Here is a 17,200-nt window from a genome sequence, read left to right as displayed (position 1 = left end):
AATTGGTAATAGCTAGCTGCATGAAAAAATAGAAATACGAGGAGAGAGTAAGTATGATGACAATTATTTTTGCAATTTTGATAGGGGCCGTGATGGGATGGCTTTGGACACTGTTAGTGAGTAAAATACGGGGCCGTTCAACCAATCTTTTATTGGGAATAAATAGTATTTTTGGTGCACTAGGAGCAGTCTCAGCAAATCAGTTACTCGTTTATGGTCCAGACCTTTTAGATTTATCGATCATACCGACGATAGTAGGTGCAATCGTTTTGAGTATTGTTGTAACGTATGGTTACTTTTATGCAACCAATAAGTTAGAAAAAATCAGAAATAATTAAGAATAGTAAAACAAAAAAAGCTAGGTAATGATAATGTACTTTTCAACGAAAGGAGAGCGCAGCGTGGAAAATGAAGAGAAAAAATTTATTGGTTTAGAATATCTTGAGGTGGATAGTCTTGAGAAGTATGCATCTATTTATGAAGATGGGTATTCAAATTTAGGTTGGAGGTTGATTGATCAAAAAAAACAGCATGCTGCAAAAGTAACTTTAAGATTTAAAAGAGACCGTAAAATTCGGAATAAGGCTGAGTTAACTCGTTTACAAAGAAAGTTTGATAGTCTTGTTCGTGACATTATTCATTTAGAAAACTCCAAAAAAACACTTGCTACAGCCTCTTCTATTTTCACTGGTATCATCGGCTGTGCGTTTTTGGCAGGATCAGTTTTTTTTGTGAATGATGACCAGATTTTTTTATGTATACTATTTTCCATCCCAGGATTTCTTTGTTAGTTGTTGCCTTATTTTATGTATAAAAAAATTGTTGAGATAAAGACAATTCAAGTGACACCAAAAATTGAAGCAGATTATGATGGACTATATGAGATTAGTGAAAGTGGTCTTCGTTTGTTATAATGTTTTAAAGCTAACAGGAGGAAGAGTAATGGTCAATGTGCTAGTTGTAGAAGATGATGAACGTTTAAATCGAATTATTACGACGGTAATTGAAAATGATGGTTACGAAGTAAGAGGTTTTTTATCTGCAATGGAAGCTCTTGATGAAATGGAACAGACAAAATTTGATATTATTATTTCGGATATCATGATGCCAGGAATGGATGGCTTTTCTTTTGCAACAATGATTCGAGCCGTTGATTCCAAAATTCCTATTTTATTTATGAGCGCTCGAGATGACTCTCTTTCAAAAGAAAAAGGATTTAGACTAGGGATTGATGATTATTTAGTAAAACCGATCAATCCTGAAGAAATTCTTTGGCGAATCAAAGCAATTTTAAGAAGAGCCAACATTTTAGAACAAGAAAAAATTAGTATTGGTGAATTTTCAATGGATAAAAAGAGCGTCAGTGCTCGGTATAAAAATGAAGAATTTTCTTTGACGAATCGTGAATTCAATTTACTTTATAAATTATTGTCTTATCCAAATCAAGCTTTTTCAAGAGCCAAGTTAATGGATGAATTTTGGGGCTTTGAAAGTGATTCAACGTTACGCTCAGTGGATGTTTACATAACCAAGTTGAGAAATAAATTAGTAAATATTGACGAATTTAAAATAAAAACAGTTTATGGTGTAGGTTATAAAGTGGTGTTACAGAATGAAAAATGAGCAAACCAGTATCAAAAGAAAATTTAGACAATTTAGTATGCGAGCATTCATCAGCATTTTTCTATTATTGATGTTGATTGGAGCTGTTCCAGGGCTATTTTATGGCGGCAGTTTCTCTATTCATACAGTTTTGAAAAATGCTAGTTGGTTTTTGATTTACTGGTTTATCATTGCACTTGTTTTTAGTTTGGTTACTTCTTATCAGAAATATCGCTCGTATGATAAACCGATCGCTGAGTTATCTGAAGCATCAAAAAAAGTGGCTGCGGGTGATTTCTCGGTATATATCGATCCTAAAATTGTTCAAAATAGAAATCCTTATTTTGGTCGTATGATCAAAGATTTTAATTCAATGGTTCAGGAACTAGGCTCAGTAGAGACGTTAAAAACGGATTTTGTTTCTAGTGTTTCCCATGAATTAAAGACACCATTAGCTGTTATTCAAAATTATGCCGTCGTTCTTAGACAACAGTCTATTTCTGAAAAAGAAAGAGAAATATATTTAGCTGAAATTGAGAATGCTAGTAATGATTTGGCAGCGACAGTCTCTAATATTTTATTATTAAATAAATTAGATAATCAGGGAATTGTTTCAAAAGCACAGCCTTTTAACCTAGTAGAACAACTTTCAGAGATTTTGATCTCTTTTGAAAGTTTACTTGAATAAAAAAATTTAAATGTTTCGGTGGCATTAGAAGACCGTGCCATAATAAGTGTGGATGAAAATATCTTAGGAATTATTTGGCGGAATTTATTGTCAAATGCCATTAAGTTTTCGGATAATGAAGGTGAAATAAGCCTTAAGCAGTGGTCTACACATAAAGAAATCATCGTTGAAATTACCGATTCTGGGATTGGGATGGATAAAAAGACCCTCAATCATCTTTTTGATAAATTTTATCAAGCAGACACATCTAGAGCACAACAAGGAAATGGTTTAGGATTGGCATTGGTTAAAAGAGTATTGGATATTGTAGAAGGTACGATTACTTGTTCAAGCATTTTAGGAGAAGGTAGCAAATTTATTGTCAGGATTCCTCTAAAATAAGAACAAAATTTTTTGGAGGAATTCTTATGTTGAATTTACGTGACCAAGCCATTCGCCTCAGATGGTCGTCATTTGCTAGTTTTGGAATTGCAGTAGGTAAACTAATTGTTGCTATTATGACATTTTCAATTTTTTTGGGGATTAACGCCTTTTATACCGCTACAATAGGTTACGGAAAACATCAAAGCGCGGTGGGGCTATCTCGCAGGGATGAGATAAGTGAAGAAAGTTATTATAGAAGAATTGGGCTTCTTATTTTAGTAGCAAGTATCATCTATTTGATATATGGAATGAGAATGTTTTTTACAAATACTGTTACTGATTATGAAAAAATACCAGCAATATCAATTGCCGCAATCACTTTCTTTGAGTTAGGCTTAAATCTTTTTGGAATTGTAAAATCTAACAAAGATAAGGACCTTTTACTGCAAGCCGCAAAGTTATTAAATCTATCCTCTGCACTAATCGGCTTAGTTTTAACTCAGGCCGCGCTTCTTTCCTTTACAGAAACAAAGACACATCCAATAGCCAATCTAATCACTACAATTTTATTCAGCGGGATAAATATTGTGATCGGTATTTGGATGTTAGCCAAAAAAATGCCTGAAAATCTTAATCAATGAGGCGAAACATGCACTTCTTACTTTAAATAGTAAAAAGTGCATGTTTTTTTGTCCTACTAAAATTCACAGCTTAGCAATAATTGTTGAATACTTTCGCAATAGTTTATCGCTAGTATATGAATATAAAATAATTTCAATCTTTTTTAGAAAGTAGGCTAAATCATGGAAAGTACTAAAAATACAACAAACGAAAAAATTAGAACCGGTCAAAGTTTTTTATACCGTAGAAAAGGTCTAGAAAGTATGGTAATTGAAATAAAATTAGTTGAATCAATCGATCAAGAAAGACTCCAAAAAGCTATGGATCAATCCTTTAGGCGGTATTGGTATTTAACGCAAAAATTCAGTCAAATAAATGGAGATTTTTATTTAGTCAACAACGATCAACCGGTGAGATTACGTAAGAGTTCTCAGCTACTCCCACTAGGCGGGAAAGAAGTAAATGAACATTTGATTGATATCAATTATCTAGACAACGTAATTTTCATCAGTTATCATCATGGACTATGTGATGGAAGGGGAATCATGCCCTTTGTTAGAACACTATTATTTGAGTATTTCGCTAAGAAAAAATTTGAAGGAAAGCCTGATAGTGTTAGAGTAAGCAAGACTCATCTTTTAGAGGGGGAATTGAAAGAGCCAGGACTAGTCGAGCTATCGGAAGTTTCCGATGGATTGCCCTTTCCCAGTGGAAATGAGCATGTATTGCCAGAAGTAGACGGTCTATCTGAGCGCCCGGAATTCACATATCTTAGTCAAATCAAAATCGACAGTCAAGCGTTCATTAAATATGCAAAATCGATTGATGCAACCCCTGCAATTGCTTTAGCTCTTAATTTTTCAAAGGCGATCGCCAGTATGAAACCAGAAAGTGAAAATGCAGTGATTTGTAATTTGGTTGTCGATTTGCGCAGTGGTGTTGATTTAGAAAATACGTATCGTAATTGTGTGAGTACACTTAAACTAGAGTTAGATCCGTCAAAAAGGACTCTTGAAACGGCCCGATACTACCGTGCGAAATTAGCAGCGTTTAAAATGAAAGACAATTTACAAAGAGAACTACAGAAAATCATTGGTTTAAGTAATCAATTGGACAAATTGCCTTCTTATAAAGAAAAACAAGAAGCACTATCTTTTATGGAAATACTTCATTCAGACACGTATTCATTGAGTTACATTGGAAGACTCGACATGGGAATTTATGAACAGTACATTGAAGAAATTCACACATATAGCAGTGGTACACCAGGTCTTTCAATCGAAATGATCGCCTTGGAAGATGCTTTCTATTTGGATATCATGCAAAGCTTTAAGACGAGTAATTATATTGATGCATTCGTCAAAGAGCTAACAGAATTGGGCATTCCAGTTTACGGTTCCATGAAAAAGCGAATCAAAACACCGAATTCAAGTTTTTAATCAGTCCGGTGTTTTTGAGCTAAGTACTTTGATAGCTAGAGCATTAGGCGATGGCTTTAACGATGGCTTTAACGATGGCTTTAACGATGGCTTATAGCTACCACATGAATGATCAAAACAGATAGATAGGTCAAAAAGGTTTTTTTTAGTTAAGAATAGGGCAAGATTTACACCATTTATAGCTTATAATGATATAGTGAGTATCATCTGGAATTTGAGGAGAAAGTAAGTAATGCAAATAAGTAATAAATCAATTGAGGCGAATACTTCAGCATATATTCACATCCCTTTTTGTGAACATATCTGTTACTACTGTGATTTCAATAAAGTGTTTTTAGAAGGACAGCCAGTAGATGAATATATAGAAGCATTGTTAAAAGAAGCCCGTCTTTCTTTAGACCAGCATCCAATAAAAAAGATGGAGACCGTTTATGTAGGTGGCGGAACACCGACGTCATTAAATGCAAAACAATTAGACCGTTTACTGAGTGGGTTGCGTGAGCTGCTTCCATATAAAGACGGTGAATTTACAGTTGAAGCAAATCCCGGTGATTTATCCGGAGATAAATTAGATGTAATGAAAAATTATGGGGTCAATCGATTATCGATGGGTGTCCAGACGTTTGATGACCGTTTATTAAAAAAAATCGGTCGTAAGCATACAGCACAAGATGTATATGACACTATTCAATTGTTAGAAGACAAAAACTTTGAAAATGTGACGATTGATTTGATTTATGCTTTACCAGGTCAAAGTCTTGCGAGCTTTCGTGATACTGTTCAACGGGCGTTAGAGTTAGATTTACCACACTATGCTTTGTATTCATTAATCTTAGAAAATCAAACCATGTTTATGAATTGGGTCCGCCGCGGTAAAATGAAGCTGCCTGAACAAGAACTTGAGGCTCAGATGTATGCTGAAACGATCGAAGCGATGGAAAAAGCGGGACGAATGCAATACGAAATCAGTAATTTTGCCAAACCAGGTTTTGAAAGTCAGCACAATTTAGTGTATTGGAACAATCAAAATTATTTTGGGTTAGGTGCTGGAGCGAGTGGTTATTTAGCGAATAAGCGTTACAAAAATCGTGGGCCGATTCAACACTATTTAAAAGCATTGAATAATGGAGAGCTTCCTATTTTAGAAGAAGAACGCTTAACACAGAAAGAGCAAATCGAAGAAGAAATGTTTTTAGGCTTAAGAAAAATTTTAGGAGTCGAAAAAAAAGTTTTTGAGACACGCTTTGACCAGACGATAACAAGTATATATGGAGACGTTATCGAAGATTTAAAGCAGCAAAACCTTGTGACAGAAAGTGATACAAGCATCCGTTTAACGAAGCAAGGACTGTTTCGTGGAAATGATGTTTTTGAACAATTTTTATTGAGTAAATAAAATTAGCACTCTTGGATAAAGAGTGCTAATTTTTTGTGTGTAACGCTTGACATTAAAATCAGATGTGGTATATTAATAATCGAGTTGGCACTTAAAGATAAAGAGTGCTAACTAAAGGATGAGAAGAATGTTAACAGAAAGACAAAAACTGATTCTCAGCTTGATCATCCAAGACTTTACGAATTCAGGCCAGCCTGTAGGTTCAAAAAGTTTAATGGAAGAAGGCGTAAAAGCAAGTTCTGCAACGATTCGTAACGATATGAAAGCACTAGAAGAACTTGGTATGTTGGAGAAGACACATTCTTCATCCGGACGGGTTCCTTCTGCAACAGGCTATCGTTATTATGTGGATCATCTATTGACGCCGGCAAAAGTGAGTAATCAAGAAGTAGCTCAAATTCGTAATTCGTTGAAAAAAGATATCCACGAAATTGATGATATCATTCAACAATCGGCTAAAATACTTTCTCAAGTTACTAGTTACACCGCATTTTCATTAGGTCCTGAGATGAAGGATCGAACATTGACTGGGTTTCGGATTGTACCGCTAAATGATCGACAAATTTTAGCAATCATCGTTACTGATAAAGGAAATGTCGAGAGCCAAGTTTTTCGGATACCAGAAAATGTCGAGAGCCAGGACTTAGAGAAAATGGTTCATATCATCAATGATCGTCTTGTAGGGCAACCGTTAGTAAGTGTCTATCAAAAGTTAAGAACAGAGATTCCGATGATTTTGCATCGCTATTTCCAATCAACTGAAGGTATTGGTCGCTTGTTTGACGTTGTTTTGAATGAGGCATTTGAGGATAAGGTCTTTGTCAGTGGTCGAATGAATATTTTGAATTTTAATTCGGAGTATGATTTGGGTCATGTCCAATCGATGTATTCGCTTATGCGTAATTCAGAAAAATTAACACAATTGCTCTTACCGTCTGATGATCGCATCCATGTACGGATCGGTGCCGAGATGGGCAATGATTTATTTGATCATCTAAGTATGATCCAAGCAAATTATGAAATCAGCGGTCATGGCCGAGGGACGATCGCATTATTAGGTCCGACATCAATGCCGTATTCAAAAATCGTTGGTTTATTAGAAGTATTTCAATCTGAGTTGACAAATGCTTTGGATGATTACTATCGTTCACTGGATTTATATCACTAGAAACGATTCCTAAAAAGAAAGGAAGTACGCGTAGTGGCAAAAGAAGAAAAACATGAAGTGGAAGAAGAATTAGAAGAAGTTGATTCAACAGATACTAATTCTACAGAAACAGAAGAAATCGATATCCCTGAAATTTCTGAAGTCGAAGAATTGACTACGAAATTCAATGAAATGGAAGACAAATTTTTGCGAGCTCGAGCAGAAATCGCTAATATGTCAAATCGTAACAAAAATGAACGGGAGCAATTAGTTCGTTATCGTTCGCAAGATCTTGGCAAAAAATTATTGCCTGCGATTGATAATTTAGAAAGAGCCCTAGCAACAGAAGTAACAGATGATCAAGGAGCCAGCCTTAAAAAAGGTGTTGAAATGGTACTTGAAAGTTTGAACGTTGCATTAAAAGAAGAAGGCATCATTGAAATCAAAGCTGACGGTGAAGCGTTCGATCCAAATCTACATCAAGCGGTTCAAACAATTCCTGCAGATGACGATCATAAGGCTGACACTATCGTGAATGTCTTGCAAAAAGGGTATCAATTGCATGATCGCGTGTTGCGTCCAGCAATGGTAATCGTTGCTCAATAATTAATGTATTCCACTAAAAATTTAACAGATAAATGAAAAGGAGATTTTCAACTATGAGTAAAATTATTGGTATTGACTTAGGTACAACAAACTCAGCTGTCGCTGTCTTAGAAGGCGGAGAAGCTAAAATCATTACAAACCCAGAAGGAAACCGTACAACTCCATCTGTAGTATCATTCAAAAATGGTGAAATCCAAGTCGGTGAAGTAGCAAAACGTCAAGCTGTTACGAACCCTCATACAATTTCATCAATCAAACGTCACATGGGTGAAGCAGGCTACAAAGTTGAGGCTGAAGGAAAAACATATACTCCACAAGAAATTTCAGCGATGGTTTTACAATACATCAAAGGATTTGCTGAAGATTATTTAGGTGAAAAAGTTGAGAAAGCCGTTATCACAGTTCCTGCTTACTTCAATGACTCACAACGTCAAGCAACAAAAGACGCTGGTAAAATTGCGGGTCTGGAAGTTGAACGTATCGTTAACGAACCAACTGCAGCAGCATTAGCCTATGGGTTAGATAAAACAGATAAAGATGAAAAAATCTTAGTATTTGACCTTGGTGGTGGTACATTTGACGTTTCTGTCCTTGAATTAGGCGATGGCGTTTTTGATGTATTATCAACTGCTGGTGATAACAATCTAGGTGGGGATGATTTTGATAACAAGATCATCGATTACTTAGTTGCAGACTTCAAACAAGCTAATGGAATTGACCTATCTAATGATAAAATGGCAATGCAACGTTTGAAAGATGCTGCTGAAAAAGCGAAAAAAGATTTATCCGGTGTAAGTTCAACACAAATTAGCTTACCATTTATTACAGCTGGCGATGCTGGTCCATTGCACTTGGAAACAACATTATCACGTGCTAAATTTGACGAAATCACTGCAGACTTAGTAGAACGTACTAAAACACCGGTTCGTCAAGCATTAAAAGACGCAGGTTTATCTCAATCAGAAATTGACGAAGTTATTTTAGTCGGTGGTTCTACACGTATCCCAGCAGTTGTTGAAGCTGTACGTAAAGAAACAGGCAAAGAACCAAACAAATCTGTCAATCCAGATGAAGTAGTCGCTATGGGTGCTGCAATCCAAGGTGGCGTTATCACAGGTGATGTGAAAGATGTCGTTTTACTAGATGTAACGCCGTTATCATTAGGTATTGAAACAATGGGTGGCGTATTTACTAAATTAATCGATCGCAATACAACGATTCCAACAAGTAAATCACAAGTATTCTCAACAGCTGCTGACAACCAACCTGCAGTAGATATCCACGTATTACAAGGTGAACGTCCAATGGCTGCTGATAATAAAACACTAGGTCGTTTCCAATTGACAGATATTCCAGCTGCACCACGAGGAATTCCTCAAATCGAAGTTTCATTCGATATTGATAAAAATGGTATCGTTAATGTTTCTGCGAAAGACCTAGGAACACAAAAAGAACAAAAAATTACAATCAAATCTTCATCAGGTTTATCAGATGATGAAATCGACCGCATGGTAAAAGATGCTGAAGCAAATGCTGATGCTGATAAAGCTCGTAAAGAAGAAGTTGATCTACGTAATGATGTTGATGCTTTGTTATTCTCTGTTGACAAAACATTGAAAGAATTAGAAGGCAAAGTTGATGCAGATGAAGTGAAAAAAGCTGAAGATGCTCGCGATGAATTAAAAGCAGCAGTCGAAGCGAACGATATCGAACAAATGAAAGAAAAACGTGACGCATTGAACGAAATCGTCCAAAACTTAACAGTTAAACTTTATGAACAAGCTGCACAACAACAAGCAGATGCTGATCCAGAAGCTGCTCAAGGTGGAGCGGACGATGTTGTAGATGCTGATTTTGAAGAAGTTAACGATGACGACAAATAATTAATTCGTTGATCAAGGCCAAAGTCATCGCTTTGGCCTTTTTCTTTAAGATTGGTCGCTCCTTTAGAAAAAATCTAAGAAAAGTATCGTATCGAAATCGACTTGTGATACAATACTAACGATTCTATGAATTACGGAGGGAAGCCAATGGCTACAAAACGAGATTATTACGAAGTCCTTGGGGTTCAAAAAGGTGCTTCGGATGCTGAAATAAAAAAAGCGTATCGCAAGCTTTCCAAGCAATACCATCCAGACATCAATAAGGAAGCTGATGCGGAAGAGAAGTTCAAAGAAATCTCTGAAGCTTACGAAATTTTGAGTGATCCTCAAAAACGTGCAGCCTATGATCAATACGGTCATGCTGGAACAGACCCTAATTTTGGTGCTGGTGGAGCAGGCGGCTTTGGCGGTGCTGGTGGATTTGGCGGCGGAGGCGGCTTTGGATTTGAAGATATCTTTGAATCTTTCTTTGGCGGAGGCGGTTCTCGTCAAGCGGATCCGAAAGCACCAAGACAGGGCGCCGATCTACAATACTCTATTAATTTAGAGTTTGAAGAAGCGATTTTTGGTGTTGAAAAGGATATCAAGTATAATCGTGAGGAAACTTGTCATACTTGTCACGGAAATGGTGCAAAACCAGGAACAGAACCTGAAGTTTGTCATAAATGTCATGGCTCGGGTTCGATCAACGTGGAACATCAAACACCACTTGGTCGTGTGATGAGCCGTCAAACATGTGATATTTGTCATGGTACTGGGAAAGAAATTAAAGATCCATGTGCAACTTGTCATGGTACAGGACACGAAAAACGTCCACACACAGTTAAGGTAAAAGTTCCTGCTGGTGTAGAAGACGGACAACAAATGCGTTTAGCAGATCAAGGCGAAGCTGGGATCAATGGTGGCCCTTATGGCGATCTTTATGTGGTCTTCAAAGTGAAAGAAAGCGACATTTTTGATCGCGATGGCGGTGAGATTTATTACACATTGCCGTTGAGCTTTGTACAAGCAGCGCTAGGTGATGAAATCAATGTTCCGACTGTGCATGGCGATGTGAAACTAAAAGTTCCTGCAGGCACACAAACGGGTTCGAAATTCCGTTTACGAGGCAAAGGTGCACCAAGATTACGTGGTAATTCTAACGGTGACCAACAAGTGACTGTTAAGATCATCACACCTAAGAACTTGAATGAAAAACAACAAGAAGCGTTACGTGCATTTGCTGAAGCAAGTGGACAAACAGTTACTGAACAAAGAGACGAAAGTTTCTTTGGAAAAGTAAAAGATGCTTTTGGTGGCAAAAAATAAAAAAAGAAGTTCCTTCATCTGCCTAGGTGAGGGAACTTCTTTTTACTTATTACGTTTTAAAAATGAAGCGACGAAGACCACGATATTTTTTTTCACCTTGTACAGGTGCGTTATCGGTAATCAATAAAGCAATCATCACATAGCCAATCCAACTATCTCGTGAGTAGAGGACGTATTCTGGTAACCACTTCGTCGCGTATTTATCTTTATAGTCCTTTAATCCACCAAAAGAGTAGAAACGTGAGCCAAAGTTATAAACCAGATAAGCGATTCTTTCTTGGGTGAAACTTTTGCGTGAGGTTCCGACGTTTGCTAGCGGTGCCATCCCTAAATCAAAGTATTCCAAGCCTAATTCGTCTCGCATATATTGAAATAAATTTATGAATAAGAAGTCCATCGTTCCACCAGGTGCTTTTTCAGGACTATGGCGCATTAAATCGATCGTTCCGATATTATCCGTATAAGTTGGCATAAAATTAGCGAAAGCAACAATGTCATCTCCACCGTTTTTTATTACTGCAATCGGTGCTCGTTGCAAATAATCTTCTGAAAAGAAACCTAGAGAAAAGCCTTTTTCTTTTCGACCATCTAACCACTCATCGGAAATTGATCGAAGGTTTTGCATAGTTTCGGCTGAAAAAGGAGGCTTTAAGACATCAAATTGGTAGCCCTCTTTTAGTACTTTATTGAAACTGGCTCGTTGACCTTTCATTTTTTTACCACTCATGGTGAAGTCAGGTAAGAAAACATGGGCGCGTTCACCGAATTTGATAAAGTCATAACCGAATTCATGAAGAATCATGACCATTTCTTCGCTGTTTTCGTAAAAGACAGGTAAGTAATTGTAACGATCTGCTTGCTTGATTAGTTCTTCAGTTGCAGATTCGAAGTCCGTTGCTTTACCTGAGGGATCGCCCATAACCAAGATTTTGTTATTGAAGGTCGATAATTGGAAAAAGACTGTGTCTTCTTCGCCATCGTTATAATAGAAAACTTTTTTGTCATTTAGAAAAACCAATTGACTGTCCGCATTTCCGCCATGAGTCGTTAAAATATGTTGAATCCGACTTTCATCAAGCGTTTCGCCAATTTGGATTCGCTTGTTCTTTAAGAAACGAATCAGCAAGAGCACGAAAAAGGCGCCGATGAAAATAGCAATAAAACCAACCACCCAAATCTGTTCACTAGGGAATAAAAAGAAATCTGGTAAGCGATGACGATGATGGATTTTAGGGCTGTTGTAAACGCCTATGATAATGTATAAAATCGCCAAACTACCCATGATGATCCCGTCGATGGTCAACCACTCTGCAGAATAAACAAGTTGCTCACGGAATAATTCATTTTTAGAAAAAATAACGAAAAGTAAAACGAGTGTTAAGAAAACACCGCTAGATAATCGGAATCCGGCAAGCATAGAATATAAGAACGTTGCTGCTACAATCACGATTGTAGGGATGTATGCCCGTTTGACTCGAGCGGAAACCCCACGACCGAGTACCATTAATAAAAAGCCTAAAAGAATCGCCGGAAAGACAACAATTACCCGTGAGTGAATCGGATTTAAATGACGTAAAAAGGAGACACGAATAAAGGCCTCAGGAATCGTCGCTGATAGTACCAACATAATTCCGGTGAAATAAAGTAAAAAGCTTTCTAGCTTATGGGCAACTTCTTTTAATAAACTAAGTGGAATCCCTTTATAACGCTCATTGATTGTTGAACTGATATTTTTGAAGAATAGAATTAGACCAATCGCAAAAGGGACTAAATAATAAAACAGACGGAATAATAAAATCCAAGCAATCACCGTCTCTCTTGAAGTTCCTAAAGCGGATAAGCCAAAGATCATCATTAGATCGAAACTGCCAAGTTCACCGGGTATCATTGATACGATCCCGATAACTGTAGCGGCAATAAATAGTGGTACTACATCACGAACGCTGACCGAAACCCCCATCAATAAACCGGTTGAAATAAAACTGACCAATACACCCGTCCATTCTAAGAAAGAATAGCCAATTAGCTGTAAACGATGCGAACTTTTGAGGTCTCCAAGGTATTCACCTTTCCCAAAAAGACTTAAACAAAAAACGATTGGAAAATACAAGCCACCAGCAATCAGCCAAATCCAATATTGTCTTAAATATTCATTATGATCATCGAATATCACCAAGAAAAATGAGAGCAATGCATAAATGGATAGTCCCGACATTGTGAATACTAAAATTTTAGAAAGAGCTTGAATCACTTTTTTTCCTGAAGTTTGTTTTCCGTAAAACTCGGAGCGGAGACCAGCGCTAACGACACCTCCGAAACCAGCAATATTATTCAATGTATTCACAAACCAACTAGTCTCGAAAACATATAGTTTTTTAGGTTTTTGTTCCAAAATATGATTTAACGTAAAGTCATACCCGATCATTGGTGTTACTGAGATCAGTCCGATTAATGCCATCAACAAAATATTTTTTAGGCTTATACGACTAAAAATATCTGAAAGTTGATCCAATGAAATAGTTTTGGCGATATTAGATAATTCGAAAATAACGATGACAATGACAGAAATCAGAAAAATCGTTTTTAATTTACTTAAATGGATTTTGAACCACTCAACAAATTTCCCCATAAACTCACTCCTTTTCTAATAAAAATTGTAATACTTCTTGATTGAATCGTTTGGGATTCCGTCTGGCAAACATATGACCTTGACCTGACACGATAGCGAAACTAGCATTCGGGATAGAGCGAGCTAAATACATCGAATGTCTAGTCTTGATAGAGTCGTGTTTCCCCACGATAACCAAGGTTGGTGCTGTAATGGCATTCAAATCTTCTGTCGATAAACCGATATCGCGGAAGAGTAAGCGTAAAATTGGCAAGAAATTACGCATCCCTTTATCTACGAATGCACCTATCCAAACAATCGCGTATTGAAGATAACTCAAAACGTGGGGGATAATTCGGACTCCGTCTGGTCTTGTGTTGCCAGCATTCAAGACTAAATGATCTACTTTTTGAGGATACAGATGAGCGAACACCATCGCCAAATTTGCACCATCGCTGAATCCTAATAAATCTGCGCATTCAATTTTTTCTTGGGTCATGATTGCAGCAAGATCATGAGCCATGATTTGGAAGCTAGTTTCTTTTTGTGTATTTGTCGATCGACCGTGCCCCCGACTGTCTACAACATAAACATTGAAGTGTTTACTGAAACTGTTGATTTGTTTCGAAAAATATCTTCCGCTTCCGCCGTTCCCATGAAGTAAGAAGAGGGCGGGACCATTGCCGTATTTTTCATAATAAATTTCTGATCCGTCACTCATCTGAGCGATTCTTTTTTCAGCCATTTTGTTATCACCTACCAAAATTAAGTATACTGATTTTTTTCTTTCTTGCACATTAATTTAGTTATAAGAACAAGTCACATCAATAGAATAATTAATTTAATATAAAGCTATCATTTTTTTCTTTTAAAATCCTAATAACTTCTAGTAGTATAAAAAGAGAAAAAAAGAAGATGATTGGATAAGCTATATGTTGAAATTAATTGGAAAGATAATAAAAATGATGATAACATTAGGGATAATTATTGTTATTTTTGTTGGAGGATTTTTTGCGATTCGTACGTATAAAAGTGTAAAAACAGTCAATAGCTATCGGAGCGATGTCCAACAAGTAGCAGATGAAGCTGGCGTAGGCAAATACACAGATGTCATTTTAGGGATCATGTATACAGAATCAAAAGGAAAAGGCACTGATTTAATGCAAAGTTCTGAAAGTGTCTATGGTAGTCGAGGGCAAATTGATAGCCAAAAAGAGAGCATTGAAAGCGGAGTAGAGCATTTTGTCCAAAGTTACCGCTTAGCCAATGAAGCGGGGTGTGACTTAGCGACTGCGATTCAAGCATATAACTTCGGGACGAAATATATCGATTTTGTTAAAAAAAATGGCGGTAAAAACAGTGTAGAATTAGCTGAAGAATATTCAAGGGATGTTTTATCACCGGGGTTGGGTAATGACCAGCAAACGACTTATCGTTATATGAAAGTGCAATCGGTTCTGTATAATGGCGGGTATTTGTATCGTGACGGAGGAAACATGTTTTATGCTGAAATCGTTCAAGGAAATAAGCAATTGATCAATTGGTATGAAAGGTTTCAAAAAAGTTAAAATAACGAGCGGAAAACTTGTAATAATAAGGAAGTATGCTAAAATGGTACATGTATAAGTTTGTCTAAAACAATCGCGCTGATCGGAAGATGAATTGGGGCGATTTTTTAGGTCTTTTATCATATTTTTATGGAAATCAGGGTGATATTTTTTGGTACAAAGAATTCCCCAACAAGTGATCGATGAGGTTCGAGAAAAAACCAATATCGTCGAAGTAATTGGACAATACGTGCAATTAAAAAAATCAGGGAAAAATTATTTAGGGCTATGTCCATTTCATGAAGAAAAGACACCGTCGTTTTCAGTAGCTGAAGACAAACAAATTTTCCACTGTTTTGGATGTGGCAAGGGTGGAAATGTCTATACGTTTTTACAAGAACTGGAAGGAATCACTTTTCCTGAAGCGGTAAAAAAAGTAGCAGATATCGAACAAATCCCTTTAGCCATTGAGATTGCAACCGAGCCAGTCAGTCAAAACTCTACGGGCCAGCAACAATTGATTGCTTTGCATGAACGGACGAGAGATTTATATCATCATATCTTGATGAATACTAAAGTTGGCGAAGAAGCATTGAATTATTTACACGATCGTGGTTTGACAGACGAATTGATTAATGAATTCAAAATTGGCTTTGCGCCCAATCAACGAGATTTCTTAGTTCAAGTAGCCCAGCAAGATAAAGTTGACACAGACTTAATGGAACGAAGTGGCTTATTTATTCGTCGTGATAATGGTAGCTATAGTGATCGGTTTTATCAACGAGTGATGTTTCCTTTGAATGATTTTCGCGGTAAGCCAATTGGTTTTTCAGGTCGTTTATTGAAGACCCAAGCTTATCCTGGAGATGATCAACCGAAGTACCTCAACTCACCAGAAACGGAATTATTCAACAAACGGCAAGTCCTATTTAATTTCGACAAGGCCCGTAATGAAATCCGAAAACAGGGTGAAGCTGTTCTATTTGAAGGATTCATGGATGTACTGGCCGCTTGGCAAGCAGATATCAAAATTGGATTGGCGTCAATGGGAACAAGTTTGACTGAACAGCAAATTTCAGCAATTGAGCGAATCACCGGACAAGTAGTTATCGCCTATGATGGCGATGATCCGGGACAAGCAGCTACCGATCGAGCGCTAACCTTGCTGGATACACACAGCCGGTTAAATCTTTCAACGGTCACGATTCCTGAAAAATTGGATCCAGATGAGTACTTGCGTAAATATGGGGTCAGTGAATTACAAAATTTGATTCACCATGGTCGTCAGACACCTTTTGCCTTCAAAATGTATTATCGTAAAAAAGGTTTGAATCTGGAAAATGAATCAGATCGGTTGAACTATTTAGAAACAGTGATGCAGGATTTGGCAAAAGTTCAGTCACCGGTGGAACAAGATATGTATTTAGGTCAGCTCGCAGATGAATTCCATCTATCGCGCGAGAGTTTAAAGCAACAATTGAACATGGCGCGCCAAACGCAACGGACAGAGCGGCGGCAACAGCAAATCGTTGTACCTGCACCTATCCAGCCAAGTAAACGTGTACTGACTAAAGAAGAAAAAGCAGAACGTATGCTGATTTATCGTTGTATGAACGAAAATTCAGTGCGTGAACAGTTAGTGCAATCGGAATTTCAATTTATTCACGATCAATATCAGGAATTGCTTCTTTATCTAGATAGTTATATGATGGTTCATGGAAATTTTGTTTTAGCGGACTTCCTGAACTATTTAAAAGAGGAAGAGATGAAGCAGCTAGTCATCGATATCTCTATAATATCCATGTCAGAAGATAGTAACGAACGCGAAATCTACGACTTAATGCGAGTTATTTCCCAATCTGGCATTGCTGAAGAAATCAAACAACGACAAAAAGAGCAGCTTGAGGCCAGAAAAAGTGGGAACCAGCAACGAGAATTAGAGTTGACTGTTCAAATTATCGAATTGACAAAACGCTTGAAACAAGCCTAGAA

The 17,200-nt window shown here is 37.1% G+C and carries 16 protein-coding genes; 14 read left to right on the top strand and 2 right to left on the bottom strand.

Annotation, left to right across the window (positions count from 1 at the left end; genetic code table 11):
• The first annotated feature begins 53 nt into the window (after positions 1–53).
• The 12 genes from RV04_RS03720 (at position 54) to dnaJ (ending at position 11,053) form a co-directional block, all read left to right on the top strand.
• On the top strand, positions 54–338 hold the full coding sequence (locus RV04_RS03720; RefSeq protein ID WP_245791034.1) for a hypothetical protein: 285 nt from the start codon (positions 54–56) through the stop codon (positions 336–338).
• Positions 339–401: 63 nt separating this feature from the next.
• Entirely contained in the window at positions 402–791 is a 390-nt protein-coding gene (locus tag RV04_RS03715; protein WP_211271169.1) for a hypothetical protein, read from the top strand.
• Positions 792–942: 151 nt separating this feature from the next.
• Positions 943–1,623, top strand: coding sequence for a response regulator transcription factor (locus tag RV04_RS03710; RefSeq protein ID WP_071857123.1), 681 nt, complete (start codon positions 943–945; stop codon positions 1,621–1,623).
• Complete coding sequence (locus RV04_RS12990; RefSeq protein ID WP_084405505.1) at positions 1,613–2,290, top strand: sensor histidine kinase; 678 nt, start codon at positions 1,613–1,615, stop codon at positions 2,288–2,290. Before RV04_RS03710 ends, RV04_RS12990 begins: the two co-directional genes overlap by 11 nt.
• 18 nt (positions 2,291–2,308) lie before the next feature.
• Complete coding sequence (locus tag RV04_RS12985; RefSeq protein ID WP_084405504.1) at positions 2,309–2,671, top strand: sensor histidine kinase; 363 nt, start codon at positions 2,309–2,311, stop codon at positions 2,669–2,671.
• A gap of 26 nt (positions 2,672–2,697) precedes the next feature.
• Positions 2,698–3,294 (top strand): hypothetical protein, encoded by a 597-nt coding sequence (locus RV04_RS03700; RefSeq protein ID WP_071857122.1) that lies wholly within the window; start codon positions 2,698–2,700, stop codon positions 3,292–3,294.
• 162 nt (positions 3,295–3,456) lie between these two features.
• The gene (locus RV04_RS03695) at positions 3,457–4,713 is read left to right on the top strand and encodes a hypothetical protein (protein ID WP_071857121.1); all 1,257 of its coding nucleotides are present in this window, start codon (positions 3,457–3,459) and stop codon (positions 4,711–4,713) included.
• Between the two features lie 232 nt (positions 4,714–4,945).
• Positions 4,946–6,109 carry a radical SAM family heme chaperone HemW gene (hemW, locus tag RV04_RS03690; RefSeq protein ID WP_071857120.1) on the top strand — a complete coding sequence of 388 codons (1,164 nt, stop codon included), beginning with the start codon at positions 4,946–4,948 and terminating at the stop codon, positions 6,107–6,109.
• A gap of 127 nt (positions 6,110–6,236) precedes the next feature.
• The gene (hrcA, locus tag RV04_RS03685) at positions 6,237–7,277 is read left to right on the top strand and encodes a heat-inducible transcriptional repressor HrcA (RefSeq protein ID WP_071857119.1); all 1,041 of its coding nucleotides are present in this window, start codon (positions 6,237–6,239) and stop codon (positions 7,275–7,277) included.
• 33 nt (positions 7,278–7,310) lie between these two features.
• Positions 7,311–7,862, top strand: a complete 552-nt coding sequence (gene grpE, locus RV04_RS03680) for a nucleotide exchange factor GrpE (protein ID WP_071857118.1) — start codon at positions 7,311–7,313, stop codon at positions 7,860–7,862.
• A gap of 53 nt (positions 7,863–7,915) precedes the next feature.
• Complete coding sequence (dnaK, locus tag RV04_RS03675; RefSeq protein WP_071857117.1) at positions 7,916–9,745, top strand: molecular chaperone DnaK; 1,830 nt, start codon at positions 7,916–7,918, stop codon at positions 9,743–9,745.
• A 147-nt stretch (positions 9,746–9,892) separates the two neighbouring features.
• On the top strand, positions 9,893–11,053 hold the full coding sequence (dnaJ, locus tag RV04_RS03670; RefSeq protein ID WP_071857116.1) for a molecular chaperone DnaJ: 1,161 nt from the start codon (positions 9,893–9,895) through the stop codon (positions 11,051–11,053).
• Between the two features lie 49 nt (positions 11,054–11,102).
• On the opposite strand, the gene mprF is transcribed toward dnaJ, so the two are convergent.
• Together mprF and RV04_RS03660 are read right to left on the bottom strand one after the other, a co-directional pair.
• Positions 11,103–13,682, bottom strand: coding sequence for a bifunctional lysylphosphatidylglycerol flippase/synthetase MprF (gene mprF / locus RV04_RS03665; protein WP_071857115.1), 2,580 nt, complete (start codon positions 13,680–13,682; stop codon positions 11,103–11,105).
• Between the two features lie 4 nt (positions 13,683–13,686).
• The gene (locus RV04_RS03660; protein ID WP_071857114.1) at positions 13,687–14,406 is read right to left on the bottom strand and encodes an alpha/beta fold hydrolase; all 720 of its coding nucleotides are present in this window, start codon (positions 14,404–14,406) and stop codon (positions 13,687–13,689) included.
• Positions 14,407–14,593: 187 nt separating this feature from the next.
• Between RV04_RS03660 and RV04_RS03655 the strand changes: the two genes are divergently transcribed.
• Together RV04_RS03655 and dnaG are read left to right on the top strand one after the other, a co-directional pair.
• A complete protein-coding gene (locus RV04_RS03655; RefSeq protein ID WP_071857113.1) occupies positions 14,594–15,229 on the top strand; it encodes a lysozyme family protein in 636 nt (211 codons plus the stop codon).
• A gap of 151 nt (positions 15,230–15,380) precedes the next feature.
• On the top strand, positions 15,381–17,198 hold the full coding sequence (gene dnaG, locus RV04_RS03650) for a DNA primase (RefSeq protein ID WP_071857112.1): 1,818 nt from the start codon (positions 15,381–15,383) through the stop codon (positions 17,196–17,198).
• Positions 17,199–17,200 lie beyond the last annotated feature (2 nt).

Source organism: Enterococcus hermanniensis, from assembly GCF_001885945.1.
Lineage (GTDB): Bacteria > Bacillota > Bacilli > Lactobacillales > Enterococcaceae > Enterococcus_A > Enterococcus_A hermanniensis.
This window is presented reverse-complemented; position numbering and strand designations above follow the sequence as displayed.

Bases quoted from the DNA above. Each gene is read 5' to 3' on its own strand.
- RV04_RS03720 (WP_245791034.1), top strand. From the start codon at position 54: ATGATGACAATTATTTTTGCAATTTTGATAGGGGCCGTGATGGGATGG.
- RV04_RS03710 (WP_071857123.1), top strand. From the start codon at position 943: ATGGTCAATGTGCTAGTTGTAGAAGATGATGAACGTTTAAATCGAATT.
- RV04_RS12990 (WP_084405505.1), top strand. From the start codon at position 1,613: ATGAAAAATGAGCAAACCAGTATCAAAAGAAAATTTAGACAATTTAGT.
- RV04_RS03700 (WP_071857122.1), top strand. From the start codon at position 2,698: ATGTTGAATTTACGTGACCAAGCCATTCGCCTCAGATGGTCGTCATTT.
- RV04_RS03695 (WP_071857121.1), top strand. From the start codon at position 3,457: ATGGAAAGTACTAAAAATACAACAAACGAAAAAATTAGAACCGGTCAA.
- hemW (WP_071857120.1), top strand. From the start codon at position 4,946: ATGCAAATAAGTAATAAATCAATTGAGGCGAATACTTCAGCATATATT.
- hrcA (WP_071857119.1), top strand. From the start codon at position 6,237: ATGTTAACAGAAAGACAAAAACTGATTCTCAGCTTGATCATCCAAGAC.
- dnaK (WP_071857117.1), top strand. From the start codon at position 7,916: ATGAGTAAAATTATTGGTATTGACTTAGGTACAACAAACTCAGCTGTC.
- dnaJ (WP_071857116.1), top strand. From the start codon at position 9,893: ATGGCTACAAAACGAGATTATTACGAAGTCCTTGGGGTTCAAAAAGGT.
- mprF (WP_071857115.1), bottom strand. From the start codon at position 13,682: ATGGGGAAATTTGTTGAGTGGTTCAAAATCCATTTAAGTAAATTAAAA.
- RV04_RS03660 (WP_071857114.1), bottom strand. From the start codon at position 14,406: ATGGCTGAAAAAAGAATCGCTCAGATGAGTGACGGATCAGAAATTTAT.
- RV04_RS03655 (WP_071857113.1), top strand. From the start codon at position 14,594: ATGTTGAAATTAATTGGAAAGATAATAAAAATGATGATAACATTAGGG.